Below are 16,036 nucleotides of genomic sequence, written 5' to 3' on the forward strand. Positions count from 1 at the left end.
TCATTCTTTTTTTTCTGAAAAACACACTTTGTTCCGTCCCGTCTCTTTCGCTTTGTAAAGCATTTGATCGGCAAGAATGGGCAAGGATCTTGGCCGTTCCGTATTATTGGGGTAATGAGCGGCCCCCAGTGATATCGTAACTGAAAGCTTTTCGCCGTTTTTTAATACAATCGGTTCATGACTGACAGCGCTCCTGATCCGTTCTGCGATCTGGGCTGCTTTATTAAGAGAACAGTTCGGCAGAAGCACGGCAAATTCTTCACCACCGATCCGAGCGGCTGGATCAGTATTTCGGATGCTCTGCTTCAGACGTAAGCCCAGCTCTTTGAGCACCTGATCTCCTTCATGATGGCCATATTGGTCATTGATGGTTTTAAAATGATCGATATCCATATAAATCAGTGCAAATTGAAAATGCGGGGTATCGGCCGCCTGTCGATACAGAGCTTTTGTGATTTCTTCAAACTTTCTTCGGTTATACACGCCTGTTAAAAAGTCAAAGTGCGCTTGAAACTTATATTGTTTATAAAGAAGATGTGCATTTGTTTCATGATCAATAATATATAAACTGAGCATACCGCCCGCTATTGAGATGATCCAAAAATATAAATGAAGTTCATATGAATGTAAGTCTATAAGAAAATAAAAGGCAAAGGAGATCAAGCTATTTGTGATTATTATAAGATAGAAAGCATGTTTTAGTTGAACTTTTTTTCTTCTAGAAACAATGAGTGACGGGATGGCAGCGATACAAATGATAATAACCGAGTAAAGTGCAGATGTGTTCATTGTGATCAGCATGCGGCCAGCAGCGATCATAGCCAGGGCCGTTGCCGTTGAAACCCAGCCTCCATAAAGAGCGGCAATCATAATAGGGATATTTCGAAGATCAATAATTGAATGCTGATAGGTAAATCCAAACACCATCAGAATAACCCCGAGCAAACCGCAGGCCAGTCCTTTAACAGCTTGAAAGGATATGCTGTCTTTTTTATGTACTAACCTTTCTTTAAACAGGTGGGTGAAGAGATAATTAAATGTGATTAAAATCGTCAAGTTTACAAACAGTTCTTTCAGCAAATATTATCACCCTTATATAAGGTACTAAAGATGGAAGGGAAAGAAAAGAAAAAAAGGCATTATATAAGGTTTTTTTGCTTGAATTGATAAGTTAAAATAATTCGCACTTGACCCATCGGAATTAGTGTAATATAGTAAATGAGAAAATTTGAAGGGAGAGTTTACCTGCTTTGGAGACTTTACTAGTTGTATTACATGTATTTATTTTATTTTTACTTATCTTAGGGCTCTTTGTTATGCAGAAAAAACATGTTTCCTTCTCTAAACGTGTATTTACTGCGCTGGGACTGGGGATTGTATTTGGATTTGCGCTTCAGCTGATTTACGGCCCGACTTCAAATATAGTTATTCAAACAGCCGACTGGTTTAATATTGCCGGGGGCGGATATGTCAAATTGCTTCAAATGGTTGTCATGCCTCTTGTCTTTATTTCGATTCTCGGTGCATTTACAAAGCTGAAACTGACAAAAAATCTCGGGAAAATCAGCGGTTTGATTATCGGGATTTTAGTAGCAACAACAGCTGTTGCAGCAGCTGTCGGTATCGTGTCCGCACTTTCATTTGATTTGCAGGCGATTCAGGTTGACCAAGGAAGTACAGAGCTTTCACGGGGGCAGGAGCTTCAGCAGAAATCAGAGGATATGACAGCGAAAACGCTGCCGCAGCAGATTGTTGAACTGCTGCCTGGAAACCCGTTTTTAGATTTTACGGGAGCTAGACCGACTTCAACGATCGCTGTCGTTATTTTTGCCGCTTTCCTTGGAGTGGCATTCCTCGGCGTAAAAAACAAACAGCCGGAACAGGCAGAAACATTTAAAAAACTGGTTGATGCCGTTTATGCCATTGTCATGCGTGTTGTCACGCTCATTTTGAGACTGACGCCTTATGGGGTGCTGGCTATCATGACAAAAACGATTGCAACGAGTGATCTTGACAGCATTCTAAAACTGGGCATGTTCGTGATTGCTTCATATGCCGCGTTAATCACTATGTTTATCATTCATTTGCTGCTGCTGACGTTCAGCGGCTTGAATCCTGTGATTTATTTGAAAAAAGCGCTGCCTGTACTTGTATTTGCATTTACGTCAAGGTCAAGCGCAGGTGCTTTGCCGCTGAATATTAAAACACAGAGAAGCATGGGTGTGCCCGAAGGGATTGCAAACTTTGCCGGTTCGTTCGGCCTTTCGATCGGCCAAAATGGATGTGCGGGCATTTATCCTGCGATGCTGGCGATGATGATTGCCCCGACTGTCGGTCAAAATCCATTCGACCCGGTGTTTATTATCACTGTTATCGCAGTCGTTGCCATCAGCTCCTTCGGTGTTGCCGGAGTCGGCGGCGGAGCGACTTTCGCAGCGCTTCTTGTATTATCATCATTAAACATGCCTGTAGCGCTCGCCGGTTTATTAATCTCAATTGAACCGTTAATTGATATGGGGCGTACTGCTTTGAATGTCAGCGGAAGTATGACATCCGGCCTTATTACAAGTAAGGTCACGAAGGAAATTGATCGAGGGACATTTCATGATCAATCCAGAGTGATTGAAGCTGAAGAAGCGTAACATATGAAAAACGTGTAATCGTCAGGGATTACACATTAATAAGACCCATGAACCTTGCAATATAAAGGTTTCATGGGTTTCTTTTTTTGTTTTTTTGGGAAGATCAAGCCGGCATTACTGATCAATGGATTGATCTAATTGAAATGAAAATTATATTCATGGTATCTTGAAGACGCTAACTTATCTGAGGCACACACACATAATAGATTCCTTCTTAGAAGGTGAGTTGGCTAATAATCTAATTCAATCGTGCCTGAACATAAAAAGGCGATTACATGTATAGCATCGCAAGTGTATACCCCGATATGCTGTGATGTCTAATTTTCGGAAACGAATAAAAGAAAAGCGCTCGCCTGTGGTAGATGCATTCCCTTCAATTCTTCATTGAATTAAAAAAGTTCATAATGAACCTCTTTGCATTATTTTTCCATTAACATTGAATACTTTCGATACACTTTATAGAAACTGGCGGCAAAGAGAACAACCATAAGGGCGGGAAGCGACCTCAAAAGAGCAAATGGAGTTTCAAATAAAAATGCTTTCCAAAACCATTCACCTTTCATACTCCAAAGACCTTCAGTTAAATATAAACCTGAATCCTTATAGATCATATAAGAAAAAAACAAACACATGAAACCTAAACCAGAAGAATAATTCATCAATCTTTTATAATAATTACTCTTTGATTGGCGATCCGAGAAGATTTCATTTTGACCATCATCTTCTTTTTGCCAATATCGAATTCCACTAAGCCAGGGGCCATTTATATAAATCCAACCGAAGTCTTCATATATCCCTTTGTAATCTTTGAACTTTTTCTTTGGTAAAATATCTTGGTAATCCAGTCGGATCACATATCTCTTGTCGGTTTTTTCAAAAGTGTATATTCCTAATCCACTAATATTTGTACACCGATAGCCTTTTTGTAATTGCTCGTTCAGCCATTGTTCCTCTTTTTCAATATCAAAAAACATCTTAAATTTCTTCATTCGATTCACTTCCTTCGTACAAGGATAAAATATGCAATAACCTATTTTGTTCCATTTTTAAAATAGCGCTTCCTTCTTCAGTTATCATGTAAACTTTTCTCCGGCCTGACTCTCCGACAGGTTCAATCCAACCATGCTTATTCAAGTTTTCAATCGCACCGTATAATGTACCCGCTGCTAAAATAACAGTACCGTTACTTATCTTTTCTATCTTCTGCATTACGGCATAGCCATGGAGCGGCTCGCGCAGAGCTAATAAAATATAATGCATGGTTTCAGACAACGGTAATAATTTGTGTTTCATATCCGCACCCTCTATTCAGTTTGACTATATAGTTCAACTTAATAATAATGTAATACAGTTCAACTGAATAGTCAACAGCATTTTCCAACGCTCGAGTAAATTCTAAATGTTGAGTGTTGAAGCAAGAAACAAAATGAATAGTGTTCTGTCCTTTTCAGCCTTTTGATGAGGGAGCTAATAATGAATCGATAAAGATTGCTTCGGATAGAGCGGCAGCATAAACAAAAAATCCTTCAAACGTTCTAATTGAACGAAAGAAGGATTTTTTTAGCTCGCCAATTGTACTCCAAAATAGGCGAAAAAATATAGAAAACAAGAAGTTTAAAAGAAAAAAACACCTAGAGGCAAATGGTTACACGTTTTTTAACGGCCGGGTTCTAAGTCCTCCAGCATTTCCATCATCGTGTTGTCGTCCATGACATTCATTGCGCTTTGCTCAAAATGAATGGGTTCAGCATAATGAGGCTGTCTTTTTTTCGGGGCTGTTTCAGTTTGCCTCGATTGTGTCTGTGTATGCTGATGCTGTGTTTGCTGTTGTCCGGCATTCTGGTGCTGACGGCCGTTTTGCCGCTGGCTTTGATGTTGTGAACGGTCATGGTTATCACCGCTACCGCCGCCTAATGCTTGTTTGACCATGTTTCCTACATTAGAAGCATCAAATGTGTTATTTCCTGAATGTCGTCTGTTCATTTGTCCTGTGATAAACCCGCTGATTCTTTGGCGGATCTGAGGTGATAATGCAGCAATAAGCATAGTTGATCCGATGATCAATGCTGCGGGGCTGATTCCTCTTCGCTGGTTGAACAACATGATCCCTCCTTTGCAATGTATTCATATTTTCCCCCTCATTAGACAAATTAACCGTTATATTTCCCGGGAAAGCATTTCCTTCAGATTTTCATGCATAATTAAAGCCAGTTAGAAAAACCTATAAGTAAAGTGATAAAGGAGGAATTCACATGCTTGGAAAAAAACAAGTCCTTGCGTCTGTGCTTCTTATCCCTTTGCTTATGACTGGCTGCAGTATGGCCGACCAAGGTGAGGGCAGACGTGACAATAATGATGTAAGAAATGTAAATTATCGAAATCCGGCCAATGACGATATGCGCAATGTGAACAACCGGGATAACGTTGACAACAATGTTACTGATAATGTCAATAACAATAACAATCGTGTAAATGACGATAATAACAACGACCGGAAACTCGAGGTTGCTGATGAAGCAGCTGATAAAGTAACAGATCTAAAAGAAGTAAAGCATGCCGATGTCATTGTTGCTGGAAATCAAGCTTACGTTGCAGTCGTTTTAACCAATGGAAATAAAGGTGCAGTAGAAAACAATCTGAAGAAAAAAATAGCCAAAAAGGTAAGATCTACTGACAAAAACATTGATAATGTTTACGTTTCAGCTAACCCTGATTTTGTAGAGCGTATGCAAGGATATGGAAAGCGTATTCAAAATGGTGATCCAATCGCTGGGTTATTTGATGAATTTACACAAACTGTACAGCGCGTATTCCCTAACGCTGAATAAATGAAAAAGCCGCACAAATTGTGCGGCTTTTTCTATGCGTTGATGACACACTGTGAACTCAGGCTGCATAGAGTAAAAATAAAAGGTACAAGACGGACCGGCTCAGGGAGGGAGACGTTTGCGGGGTGGCATAGGAAAGCGTGCGGCATCCGCTCTATTCCTGTGCGGAGTCCTTGTGATGCTGGCTGTAAGCTCAGCCATCGTATCAAGCACGATGTATATCCTGTCTTTTCCAGGGCAGGCATCTGGAATCACAAAAGAACAAGTGACGAAGCACATGAAGAAAGAGTCATTTAAACAGGCCGATATTTATTACACTTCTAAGGAAAAGTCCTTACTGCCATTGACGAAAGAAACGCTTGAATATGCGGTCAGTATTAATCAATTTATGATTGGATATTCGAATCAAAAGCCTATTGATATTATTTTTTTTTCTAATGAAAAACAGATGGAGGATTACTCCGGGTTATTGGATGTCGTTGGTTTTTATTCTGAGCGGGAGCAGCTGATCGGATTGTTGCCTGAAGAGAAAAAGAAACTTTTAGAAGGGGACGAGGTAGCGGTTTATTTGTACCAGAGATTGTTGATTCATGAATACACACATCATGCGTTTCACCAGAAACTGAAGGAGCTTGAGGCGGACCCCGATGAGTTTCCGTTATGGTTTCATGAAGGGTTAAGCGAGTGGATTGCGAACTATGAATTGCTTATCGATCCGATCACGTTTTCTGTTGTCCCTTTTGACCGTTTGCAGTCAGACCGAGACTGGCAGGAAGCCAGAGCCGAATATGAAACTGATGTCTATTTGCAAAGCTTTTATATGCTCGATGAGCTGACGGGTAAATACGGGAAAGACATTATATCTGAACTGATAAAGGAAACGGCAAAAAAAGGGGACTTTAAAAAAGGGTTTAAATCAGCAACAAAGGAAAGTCTTGATCAATTTGAAAAAGACTTTAAGAAAAAATTTGAAAAAAGTGAGGCATTGGATAGTATCTATCCAATGCCTTTGTATTAATGAAGCCCTTGCTGGCCCATACCGCCTTGTGTCGGAGGCATTTGTCCTTGTTCAGGGGCGAATGAATTTCTCAGCTGTTCCATGTCCTGCGCATCAAGCTGAGGAACTTGGTAATAGCCGTGTTTGTTTTGATATAGGAAAATTTCAAATGCCATTTCAACATACTCCTGAATTTGCGCAGACAGTACGCGTCTAACGGCCGGATTTGTCATTTCCAAAGAAGCCATCGTCAGCATAGAAGCTTGTGCTTTAACCGCGCAAAGCATTTGTCTGCTGATGATGCTGTCATCAATATCATTCATGGATTGAACAGGCTTTTTAGGCTGTGTCGGCTGCATGCCATAAACAGTCTGGTTGTCTTCCTTCATCATATAAGTTGCTGTTTTTTGTGAAGGTTCGCTTCCTGTTTTGAAACATTCTGCAGTTATATTGTATTGAGAAGAAATGAATTGATATTGACGATCAAGGATATTTAATAATTCTTGATCCTTACAGAATTGTCTCAGCATCATAAACTGATCAAGTACAGTAAGTGTTCCGGACAGCACCTCGTGCATATCAAACATTTCATGTCCGCCGTGGTTTTTATGCGGTTTTCCAGGGATACCTTTGTTCATTTGGGATTGCTGCTGCTGATTTAACTGATCCAAACCGAATTCCTCCTTGTTTTTCAGATCAGCTGTATTTTGTGCCAGTCCGCCGCGTATTATGCAGAAGCCTGAAAGGAATTATATGCTGGCTGTCGAAATGGTAAGCAGACAAAGTCATTGTCATTATGTGTATATTAAGGGAGGAAATATGATGAGGCGTATGATGCATATGGTATTGATCATGGCATTGATATTCTTAAATGTCATGTACACGTGCGAAGCGGTAACTGCAGCTGAACCGCAGCAGGCTATATCAGTTGAGAAGGCAAAACAGCAAAAAGAAGGACAGGCGCTTGTCGAAGGATATGCAGTCGGCCAGGCGGTTTCCCCGCAGCATTACAAGCTGACAAGCCCATTTTCAAATGATTATAATGTCGCGCTGGCAGACCGCAAAAATGAGATATCGCCCGATCATATCCTTCCTGTGCAAATCCCTTCAGCTTTCAGAAACCAGTTCGGGCTGCAAACCAATCCGCTTCTTCTTGGAAAAAAGATAACGGTTCAAGGCAAGCTTGAAAATTACTTTAACACGACAGGACTTAAAAACGTTCAGTCGATGAACCTAACCGATGACACGAAAACTCCGCCGGCTGAACACCCAATGACCATAAATGAAGCGCGGGGAAGGCTGAATGAAGAAGTAACGATAAAAGGGATCGTCACAGCTGATCAAAACGCAATCGGAGGCGGGAAGCTGTCAACCTTTTTGCAAGATGAAACCGGAGGCATTAACATGTATTCGCCTTCCCCCGAACAATTTCCTGAATTAAAAGAGGGCATGGATGTCACGGTGACAGGGAGAATCACGACTTACCAGGGACTGAAAGAAATCGTTCCAATCTTATCAGGGATTAAAATCAATCAGTCAAACCAGCCTCTCCCCGCCCCTAAACAATTAACAATCAATGAACTCATTAATGGCAGCCTGGGTGATCAGTATGAAGGCCGCCTTGTGACATTAACTGCATTTGTCTCCTCAATTCCAAGTTCTCCTTCAGGCGGCGGTTACAATGTAACGATGATTGATGACGACCATCATGCAATGACGCTCCGTGTTATGAATGAAACAGGGGTGATAGACGAACTTAATGAGGGCAAGTGGTATGAATTTACTGGGGTGTTAAGCAGATACCAATCCTTTCAGCTGCTTCCGCGAAAATCGTCTGACCTGAAGCTGCTTGAAGAGCAGCCCGCACCTCCGTCTGCTGAGGGAGAATATGAAGGGATTGTTGACCGGGTTGTTGACGGCGATACCATTCATCTCAAATCTCCGGTTCTCGGAACGACAAAAATCAGGTTTGTAAATGTAGATACACCTGAAACATATCACACACCAAAAAATGACGCAGACGAAAATCAATTAAGATTTGGCAAAAAGGCATCTGACTATCTAAAAACGGTTCTGTCCCCAGGGGATAAAATCACTGTTAAGGTCGGGAGTGAAGCCAAGGACAGCTATGGCAGGCTGCTCGGACAAGTCATAACTGAATCAGGTTCAAACGTGAACTTAGAGCTTGTGAAAAAAGGCTATGCGCCGACATATTTTATTTGGCCGGTTGACAATGAAGAGGATTATCAGCAGTTTCAGTCCGCAGTAGCTGCTGCGAAAAAAGAACAAAAAGGAATTTGGAATGAAAACGATCCGCTCATGGAAATGCCGTTTGAATTCAGAGCCAGAGAGCAAGGGAAAGGCCTGACAAGATATGTAGGGGATTCGTCGAATCAAACATATGTGCAGCCGGCTGACTGGAAGAGGGTCGCGGTGGAAAACAGAATTTTCTTTGCATCAGCAAAGGAAGCGGAGAACGCAGGATATAAAATGAGGCAAACGGCACCTGAAAAAAATGTGCCGCTAAGAATTCTCAGCATGAATGATTTGCATGGCAAGATCGATCAGCAATATGAGCTTGATCTTGATGGGAACGGAACTGCAGACGGCACATTTGGACGCATGGACTATGCCGCCGCATATTTAAAAGAAAAAAAGGCTGAAAAGAAAAACACGCTAATGGTGCACGCGGGAGATATGATCGGAGGCAGCTCTCCAGTTTCATCTCTTCTTCAGGATGAGCCCACTGTAGAATTAATGGAGGACATCGGATTTGATGTCGGAACTGTGGGAAACCACGAATTCGATGAAGGCACCGATGAACTGCTGAGAATTTTAAATGGCGGTGATCACCCGAAAGGCACAAGCGGATATGATGGACAGAACTTTCCCCTTGTATGTGCCAATTGTAAAGTGAAATCAACTGGAGAGCCCTTTTTGCCGGCTTACGACATCATAAATGTGGAGGGCGTACCCGTGGCTTTTATCGGAGTTGTCACACAGTCGGCAGCTGGTATGGTTATGCCTGAAGGAATAAAAAATATCGAGTTTACAGATGAAGCGACAGCGGTGAATGAGGCGGCCAAAGAGCTGAAGAAAAAAGGCGTAAAGGCCATCGCAGTTCTCGCACATATGTCAGCTGAACAAAACGGCAACGCCATTACCGGAGAGTCTGCTGATCTTGCAAACAAAACAGATTCTGAAATTGACGTGATTTTTGCCGCGCATAATCATAAGGTTGTTAACGGCGAAGTGAATGGAAAACTGATTGTTCAAGCGTATGAATATGGAAAAGCGATAGGTGTCGTTGATGTAGAGATCGATAAAACGACAAAAGACATTGTCAAAAAGTCAGCGGAAATCGTATATGTGGATCAAAGTAAAATCGAACCGGACGCCAGCGCTTCAGCCATTTTAAAGAAATACGAAACTATTGCTGAACCGATTATCAGCGAAGTAGTCGGCGAAGCAGCTGTTGATATGGAAGGAGGGTATTCAAATGACGGTGATACACCACTTGGAAACCTGATTGCGGATGGAATGAGAACTGCCATGAAAACGGATTTCGCCCTTATGAATGGAGGCGGCATACGTGAAACGCTGAAGAAGGGCCCAATTACGTGGGGAGACCTTTACAATATTCAGCCGTTTGGAAATGTGTTAACGAAGCTTGAGATTAAAGGAAAAGATTTAAGAGAGATTATCAATGCGCAAATCTCGCCGATTTTTGGGCCTGACTACAGCATCAGCGGGTTTACGTACACGTGGGATAAAGAAACTGGAAAAGCAGTCGATATGAAAATGGCAGATGGCACCGAGATCCAGCCTGATGCCACATATACATTAACCGTCAACAACTTTATGGCGACGGCGACAGGCACCAAATACCAGCCGATCGGATTGCTCGGGAAAAATCCGGTGACAGGGCCAGAGGATTTGGAAGCGACAGTTGAGTACGTGAAGAGTTTTGATGAGCCAATTGCGTATACAAAAGAGGGAAGGATTAAGCTCGCTGCAGCCAGTGATATTGAAGACCCTGTAACAGAAGACCCGGTTACGGAAGAGCCTGGAGATGACCCGGGGACGGAGCACCCAATGAAAGAGGTTCCAGAGCCTGATGTGGATTTGCCTGATATAAAAGAGACTCCGGGCACAGCACCGGTTCATCAGCTGCCGCCTTCAGCCATTTTGAGATTCGATGAAATACCTATCAACAACACAAAAAACGCCGCCAATAGCATCAGCACATTGCCTTTACGAAACGAGGGCGGGGAAAGCGGGTCAGAGCATCCGCTTCCGGATACATCAGCAAACTACAATAACTTTATGGTGATCGGTGCGGCGGTGACATTATCCGGAACTTATTTATATGTCAGAAGAAAAAGGAGCGCCTCCAGAACGTGAAAAAAGTTATTCCACTACTTATCATTGCGGCCGGCCTAGTGATCGCAGGCTATGGAGGCTTTAAATTGATCGATACGAATATGAAAACGGAACAGACATTAAAAGAAGCAAAACTGGCGGCGGAAAAACCGCAGGAATCTTCGAGAACGAAAAATAGCGCAAAGCAGGCAAAGAACAAAGCATCATTTAAGCCAGAAACCGGCCAAGCGAGCGGCATTTTGGAAATACCGAAAATCAATGCAGAGCTTCCGATTGTGGAGGGCACTGATGCTGATGATTTAGAAAAAGGTGTCGGGCATTATAAGGATAGCTATTATCCTGATGAAAACGGACAAATTGTGCTGTCAGGGCATCGAGATACCGTGTTTCGCCGGACGGGAGAGCTGGAAAAGGGAGATCGGCTCCGCATTCTGCTGTCTTATGGAGAATTCACATATGAAATTGTAAAAACAAAAATTGTTGATAAGGATGACACATCTATTATCACGCTCCAGCATGAAAAGGAAGAGCTGATTCTGACGACCTGTTATCCGTTTTCATACGTGGGAAATGCCCCGAAGCGCTATATTATATATGGAAAGCGAGTCATTTAAAAAGCCGCAGGAAATACCTGCGGCTTTTCTTTATGAAAAATATGTAGAGCATAGGATTTCTATATCAGCCGGGAAAGGCGCTTCGGCAACAATCAGCTCGCCGGTTATCGGGTGAACGGCCTGTACCTTTTTGGCATGCAGCGCCTGCCTGTTTAACAGCTTGTTCCCGCCTCCGTAAAGCGAGTCTCCTATCAGTGGATGGCCGATGCTCGCCATATGAACACGAATTTGGTGTGTTCTTCCTGTTTCCAGCTCTAATTCAACGAGTGACAGACGCTCTTTCGCATTGCTGGCCATTACCTTGAAATGAGTAACGGCTGCTTGCCCGCTGAGTGAAACCCGGCGCCTTGTCGGGTGTGATCGGTCTCTGCCGATCGGTGAATCAATTGTTCCTTTTTTCGTCCGTAGCTTTCCTTCAGCGATGGCGGTATACGTACGCTTCAGCATCTTTTTCTCTAGCTGCTGGTCTAAGATGGCGTGTGCCAGACGATGCTTGGCAAAGACGATAGCGCCAGATGTATCCTGATCCAGACGGTGGACGTGGCGCACCTTACATGTTTCGCCATTTATCTGATAATGATACGCGATCAAATTAGCCAGTGTGCCTGTTTGCCCATCCTCATTCGGGTGCGTCGCTATGCCAGCTGGTTTATTGACGATGAGCATGTGATTGTCCTCAAATAAAATATCAAGCTCTCCATACTCCGGAATGACCGAAGATGCTTCACTTTCCTGAAGATCAATGAACACGCGGTCTCCCTTTTTTACAATCATATTGTTTAAGACGGATTCGTGATTGACCTTTATCTGATGATGTGTCATCCAGTCTTGTATCACAGGTTTAGAAGCTTTGAGCCCTGTTTTGAGTATGGAAAACAGCCATTGGCCGTCCTGTTTTTCATTGATGAGGACCTCAAGCCCTCTGCCTTTTTGTTTCATGTCAAATGGCTCCTTTTCGAAGCGGAAGGCTGCTGTTTCTCATAGGAAACACTTACCTTAGCTTTCGCGTTTTTTTCTGTGCTATTCTTGAGTAAGACTTAGGATATTCGATGGCAAGAAAGGTGATTGACGTGAGAATTGTGAACGCAGCAACTGCAGAACAGGAGAGCTTTATCAAGGAGCTGTCTATGGAGCTGATCCATGATGTATTTCCTCTTTATTTCTCCGAGCTGGACATTCAGCGCTTTAAAAAGAAAGGCGTTCTATCTTTAAATAACCATTATTACCAAGGAACATTAAAAGAAGCATTTCAAATTATGGCTTGTCTGCAAATGATACATATTATCCTGACAAAGCCTTCGCCGCACTCTGATGTGAGTGATCAGGCGATTTTTGAAAAAAACAGCAAGATGCTGAATGATTTTGGGATTTATTTTCCGTTTGCTTTTTCTGACTTTCAAAAGAAGGCAAACAAAGCCTTTTTCGGTCACAGAAGGCTGATATAATCAGGTGGCAAGAGCTTTTCTATTTTCAGAAAAGCTCTTTTTTGTATCAGAGAAATCATATCATAAAACCTTTCCTCTAACTCCCTTTTTAAACGGCTCGTGTCTGAACATACTAATGATTGAAAGGGGTGCTGACAATGAGTTCAGTTAAAGATACAATGACAACGCAGGTGGCAACCGTTTCTCCGAATCAAACGATTCAGGAAGCGGCTTCTCTAATGAAACAGTATAACGTCGGGGCGATTCCCGTTGCAGAGCAAGGTGTTTTAAAAGGAATGCTGACTGACCGTGACATTGCATTAAGAACTACAGCTCAGGGCCGTGATGGCCAGACACCCGTTTCAGAAGTGATGTCAACAGAACTCGTATCAGGAAACCCTAATATGAGTCTGGAAGACGCGTCGCAGCTGATGGCCCAGCACCAAATCCGCCGCCTTCCTATTGTAGATCAAAACAATCTAGTCGGGATCGTTGCGCTTGGAGACCTGGCAGTCAATCAGATGTCGAACGAGTCTGCGGGAGCAGCGCTGACAAACATTTCTCACCAAAACATTCATTAAATAGAAAGAGCTTGCAGTGTGCAGGCTCTTTCTTCACATACACCTTACTTTTTGAAAGCAGACTTGTTTCGGGGTATAGTAAATGTATACATATGTCTCAATTCGGACTAAAGGAGTTGTACCGAGTGATTAAAGCGTTAATTTTTGATTTTGACGGACTTATTCTAGATACAGAAACACACGAATATGAGGTCCTTCAGGAAATATTTGAAGAGCACGGCTCAGTGCTGCCGCTATCTGTCTGGGGGAAGGTCATCGGAACTGCAGCGGGATTCCGGCCTTTTGAATATTTAGAAGAGCAGATCGGGAAAAAGCTGAATCATGAAGAGCTCACAAAATTGAGAAGAGAGCGGTTTGCCAAACGCATGGAAACAGAAAAAGCGAGACCTGGTGTCGAAGCGTATTTGAATGCGGCAAAGGATTTAGGCTTAAAAGTAGGCCTTGCTTCCAGCTCCGATTATAAATGGGTGTCGGGCCATTTGAAGCAAATCGGCCTGTTTGATGATTTTGAGGTTATTCAAACGGCGGATGATGTGGAAGAGGTAAAGCCGAATCCTGAGCTCTATTTATTGGCGGCAAAGAATCTCGGGGTATCGCCAGCGGAATGTCTCGCGTTTGAGGATTCTGTCAATGGTTCGATTGCTGCGAAACGCGCAGGCATGAAGTGTGTCATTGTCCCGAATAAAGTAACGGGCACCTTGATGTTTGAAGACTATGATCACAGGCTTGAATCAATGGCGGAAATGGAGCTCGCCCTATTGCTTGATCATCTGAACTCACAAAACTAGAAAGGAGCGAGTAGGTTGTCTGAGAAATTAGATTTGACCCGGTTTGAAAAGAAAATGGTTATCCGCAATATCGAAGAGAAAGACATCGACAAGATTATCGATCTTCAAAAGGACTGCTTTCCGGGGATGGAGCCTTGGAAGCGAGAGCATTTAATCAGCCATTTGGAGCATTTTCCAGACGGGCAGTTTTGTGCAGAATTCGAAGGTGAAATTATCGGTTCTTGCTCAAGTCTCCTGATTAACTTTGATGAATATGATGATCGCCATACGTGGCAGGACATTACCGATGACGGTTATATCACCAACCATAATCCGGACGGCTTGAATATGTACGGAATCGAGGTCATGGTGCATCCGAAATACAGACGGATGAAGATCGGCCATCGTTTATACGAGGCGAGAAAGGATTTAGCGAGACGCTTAAACCTAAAAAGCATCATCATAGGCGGACGGATTCCGAACTATCACAAATATGCAGAGGAAATGACGGCCAGAGAGTATGTTGAACAGGTGACACGCCACCAAATTTACGATCCGGTCCTTTCTTTTCAGCTGATGAACGGCTTTACCCTTATGCGAATTAACCCGAATTATCTCCCGGATGATACAGCTTCGATCAAGTATGCGACGCTGATGGAATGGAATAATGTCGATTATCTTCCGCAGCAGACAAAGCGCTATTATAAGTCAGCGTTCCCTGTGAGAATTTGTGTAATCCAATATGAAATGAAGAAAATTTATTCCTTTGAGGAATTTGCGAATCAAGTAGAATACTATGTCGATGTTGCTTCTGACGCGAGATCTGATTTTGCGGTGTTCCCGGAAATTTTCACAACCCAGCTCATGTCCTTCCTTGAAGAAAGGTCGCCGAGCTTGGCGGTACAGAGAATTACCGAGTATACAGAAGATTACATCAGCCTTTTTACTGATTTGGCTGTGAAGTACAACGTCAACATTATCGGCGGGTCTCATTTCGTCGAAGAGGAAGGCAAAATCTATAATATCGCCTACCTGTTCAGACGGGACGGAACGATCGAAAAGCAATATAAACTCCATATTACACCGAATGAACGCAAATGGTGGGGAATCAGCGCCGGAGACCAGGTTCGCGTGTTTGATACAGACTGCGGAAAAATTGCGATCCAGATCTGTTATGACATTGAATTTCCTGAGCTTGCCCGGATTGCGGCTGACAAAGGCGCCAAAATCATCTTTACGCCATTTTGTACAGAAGACCGTCAAGGCTATTTGCGTGTCAGATACTGTTCGCAGGCTAGGGCGGTTGAAAATCAAATTTATACCGTTATCTCGGGAACGGTTGGAAACCTGCCGCAAACGGAAAACATGGATATCCAATACGCCCAGTCAGGCATCTTTGCCCCGTCTGATTTTGAATTCGCCCGAGACGGCATTGTCGGCGAAACAAACCCGAATATTGAAATGGTCGTCATCGGTGATGTTGATCTGGAAATTCTCCGAAGGCAGCGCCAAAACGGCACAGTGCGCCAGCTAAAAGACAGGCGGCGTGATATTTATCATATTCACTATAAGAAATAATCCGGAAACCCGCCTGAATTGGCGGGTTTTTTAAAAACAAAAGCGGAATTGATACGTTTACTTTAAATTATATATTGTCTTATAAAGTTTCTGTATTTTCGTCAGAAAACGGCTAGGCTTCACATTGCTATTGCAAGGCTGTCCAAGTCGTTTCGTGTGAGACCTTTATCAGTCCGATGCTGAGATTGTCACTTTGCCTGTTCTGGCTGCATCTTCTTTCTT

At 42.9% G+C, this 16,036-nt stretch carries 14 protein-coding genes and 2 pseudogenes; 10 read left to right on the plus strand and 6 right to left on the minus strand.

Annotated features, from left to right (window positions below; all coding sequences use genetic code 11):
* Positions 1 to 1,080, minus strand: a complete 1,080-nt coding sequence (gene dgcK / locus CDO84_RS04090; protein WP_040083630.1) for a diguanylate cyclase DgcK — start codon at positions 1,078 to 1,080, stop codon at positions 1 to 3.
* Between the two features lie 170 nt (positions 1,081 to 1,250).
* Between dgcK and tcyP the strand changes: the two genes are divergently transcribed.
* Positions 1,251 to 2,642, plus strand: coding sequence for an L-cystine transporter TcyP (gene tcyP, locus CDO84_RS04095; RefSeq protein ID WP_040083629.1), 1,392 nt, complete (start codon positions 1,251 to 1,253; stop codon positions 2,640 to 2,642).
* 92 nt (positions 2,643 to 2,734) lie between these two features.
* Positions 2,735 to 2,855, plus strand: a pseudogene (locus CDO84_RS21630) (hypothetical protein); the annotation flags it as partial.
* Between the two features lie 206 nt (positions 2,856 to 3,061).
* Here the strand turns inward: CDO84_RS21630 and CDO84_RS04100 are convergent.
* The 3 genes from CDO84_RS04100 to CDO84_RS04110 form a co-directional block, all read right to left on the minus strand.
* Entirely contained in the window at positions 3,062 to 3,631 is a 570-nt protein-coding gene (locus CDO84_RS04100; RefSeq protein WP_040083628.1) for a DUF2812 domain-containing protein, read from the minus strand.
* Positions 3,618 to 3,935 (minus strand): PadR family transcriptional regulator, encoded by a 318-nt coding sequence (locus tag CDO84_RS04105; RefSeq protein ID WP_014663320.1) that lies wholly within the window; start codon positions 3,933 to 3,935, stop codon positions 3,618 to 3,620. Before CDO84_RS04105 ends, CDO84_RS04100 begins: the two co-directional genes overlap by 14 nt.
* Before the next feature lie 363 nt (positions 3,936 to 4,298).
* Positions 4,299 to 4,745 carry a hypothetical protein gene (locus CDO84_RS04110; RefSeq protein WP_014663321.1) on the minus strand — a complete coding sequence of 149 codons (447 nt, stop codon included), beginning with the start codon at positions 4,743 to 4,745 and terminating at the stop codon, positions 4,299 to 4,301.
* A 149-nt stretch (positions 4,746 to 4,894) separates the two neighbouring features.
* On the opposite strand from CDO84_RS04110, the gene CDO84_RS04115 reads away from it, so the two are divergent.
* Positions 4,895 to 5,470, plus strand: coding sequence for a YhcN/YlaJ family sporulation lipoprotein (locus tag CDO84_RS04115; RefSeq protein WP_014663322.1), 576 nt, complete (start codon positions 4,895 to 4,897; stop codon positions 5,468 to 5,470).
* A gap of 118 nt (positions 5,471 to 5,588) precedes the next feature.
* Positions 5,589 to 6,553 (plus strand): annotated as a pseudogene (locus CDO84_RS21635) (hypothetical protein).
* On the opposite strand, the gene CDO84_RS04125 reads toward CDO84_RS21635, so the two are convergent.
* A complete protein-coding gene (locus CDO84_RS04125; protein ID WP_040083626.1) occupies positions 6,485 to 7,138 on the minus strand; it encodes a spore coat protein in 654 nt (217 codons plus the stop codon). The pseudogene CDO84_RS21635 and the gene CDO84_RS04125 sit on opposite strands and share 69 nt — an antisense overlap.
* Positions 7,139 to 7,220: 82 nt before the next feature.
* Between CDO84_RS04125 and CDO84_RS04130 the strand changes: the two genes are divergently transcribed.
* Positions 7,221 to 10,871 (plus strand): sortase-dependent nonspecific endonuclease YhcR, encoded by a 3,651-nt coding sequence (locus CDO84_RS04130; RefSeq protein WP_082033033.1) that lies wholly within the window; start codon positions 7,221 to 7,223, stop codon positions 10,869 to 10,871.
* A complete protein-coding gene (srtA, locus tag CDO84_RS04135; protein WP_040083624.1) occupies positions 10,868 to 11,464 on the plus strand; it encodes a sortase SrtA in 597 nt (198 codons plus the stop codon). The genes CDO84_RS04130 and srtA overlap by 4 nt, the downstream gene beginning before the upstream one ends.
* Positions 11,465 to 11,494: 30 nt before the next feature.
* Here the strand turns inward: srtA and CDO84_RS04140 are convergent, their stop codons facing one another.
* Positions 11,495 to 12,403 carry an RluA family pseudouridine synthase gene (locus CDO84_RS04140; protein WP_040083623.1) on the minus strand — a complete coding sequence of 303 codons (909 nt, stop codon included), beginning with the start codon at positions 12,401 to 12,403 and terminating at the stop codon, positions 11,495 to 11,497.
* Positions 12,404 to 12,513: 110 nt separating this feature from the next.
* Here CDO84_RS04140 and CDO84_RS04145 point away from each other — a divergent pair, with 110 nt between their 5' ends.
* The 4 genes from CDO84_RS04145 (at position 12,514) to CDO84_RS04160 (ending at position 15,814) form a co-directional block, all read left to right on the plus strand.
* Positions 12,514 to 12,909, plus strand: a complete 396-nt coding sequence (locus CDO84_RS04145; protein ID WP_014663328.1) for a YhcU family protein — start codon at positions 12,514 to 12,516, stop codon at positions 12,907 to 12,909.
* Between the two features lie 137 nt (positions 12,910 to 13,046).
* Positions 13,047 to 13,469 (plus strand): CBS domain-containing protein, encoded by a 423-nt coding sequence (locus CDO84_RS04150; RefSeq protein ID WP_040083622.1) that lies wholly within the window; start codon positions 13,047 to 13,049, stop codon positions 13,467 to 13,469.
* 125 nt (positions 13,470 to 13,594) lie between these two features.
* Entirely contained in the window at positions 13,595 to 14,257 is a 663-nt protein-coding gene (locus CDO84_RS04155; protein WP_014663330.1) for an HAD family hydrolase, read from the plus strand.
* Positions 14,258 to 14,272: 15 nt separating this feature from the next.
* The gene (locus CDO84_RS04160) at positions 14,273 to 15,814 is read left to right on the plus strand and encodes a bifunctional GNAT family N-acetyltransferase/carbon-nitrogen hydrolase family protein (protein WP_014663331.1); all 1,542 of its coding nucleotides are present in this window, start codon (positions 14,273 to 14,275) and stop codon (positions 15,812 to 15,814) included.
* Positions 15,815 to 16,036: the final 222 nt, after the last annotated feature.

Origin of the sequence: Bacillus sp. MD-5 (assembly GCF_002201875.1) — a bacterium.
Taxonomy (GTDB): domain Bacteria; phylum Bacillota; class Bacilli; order Bacillales; family Bacillaceae; genus Bacillus; species Bacillus stercoris.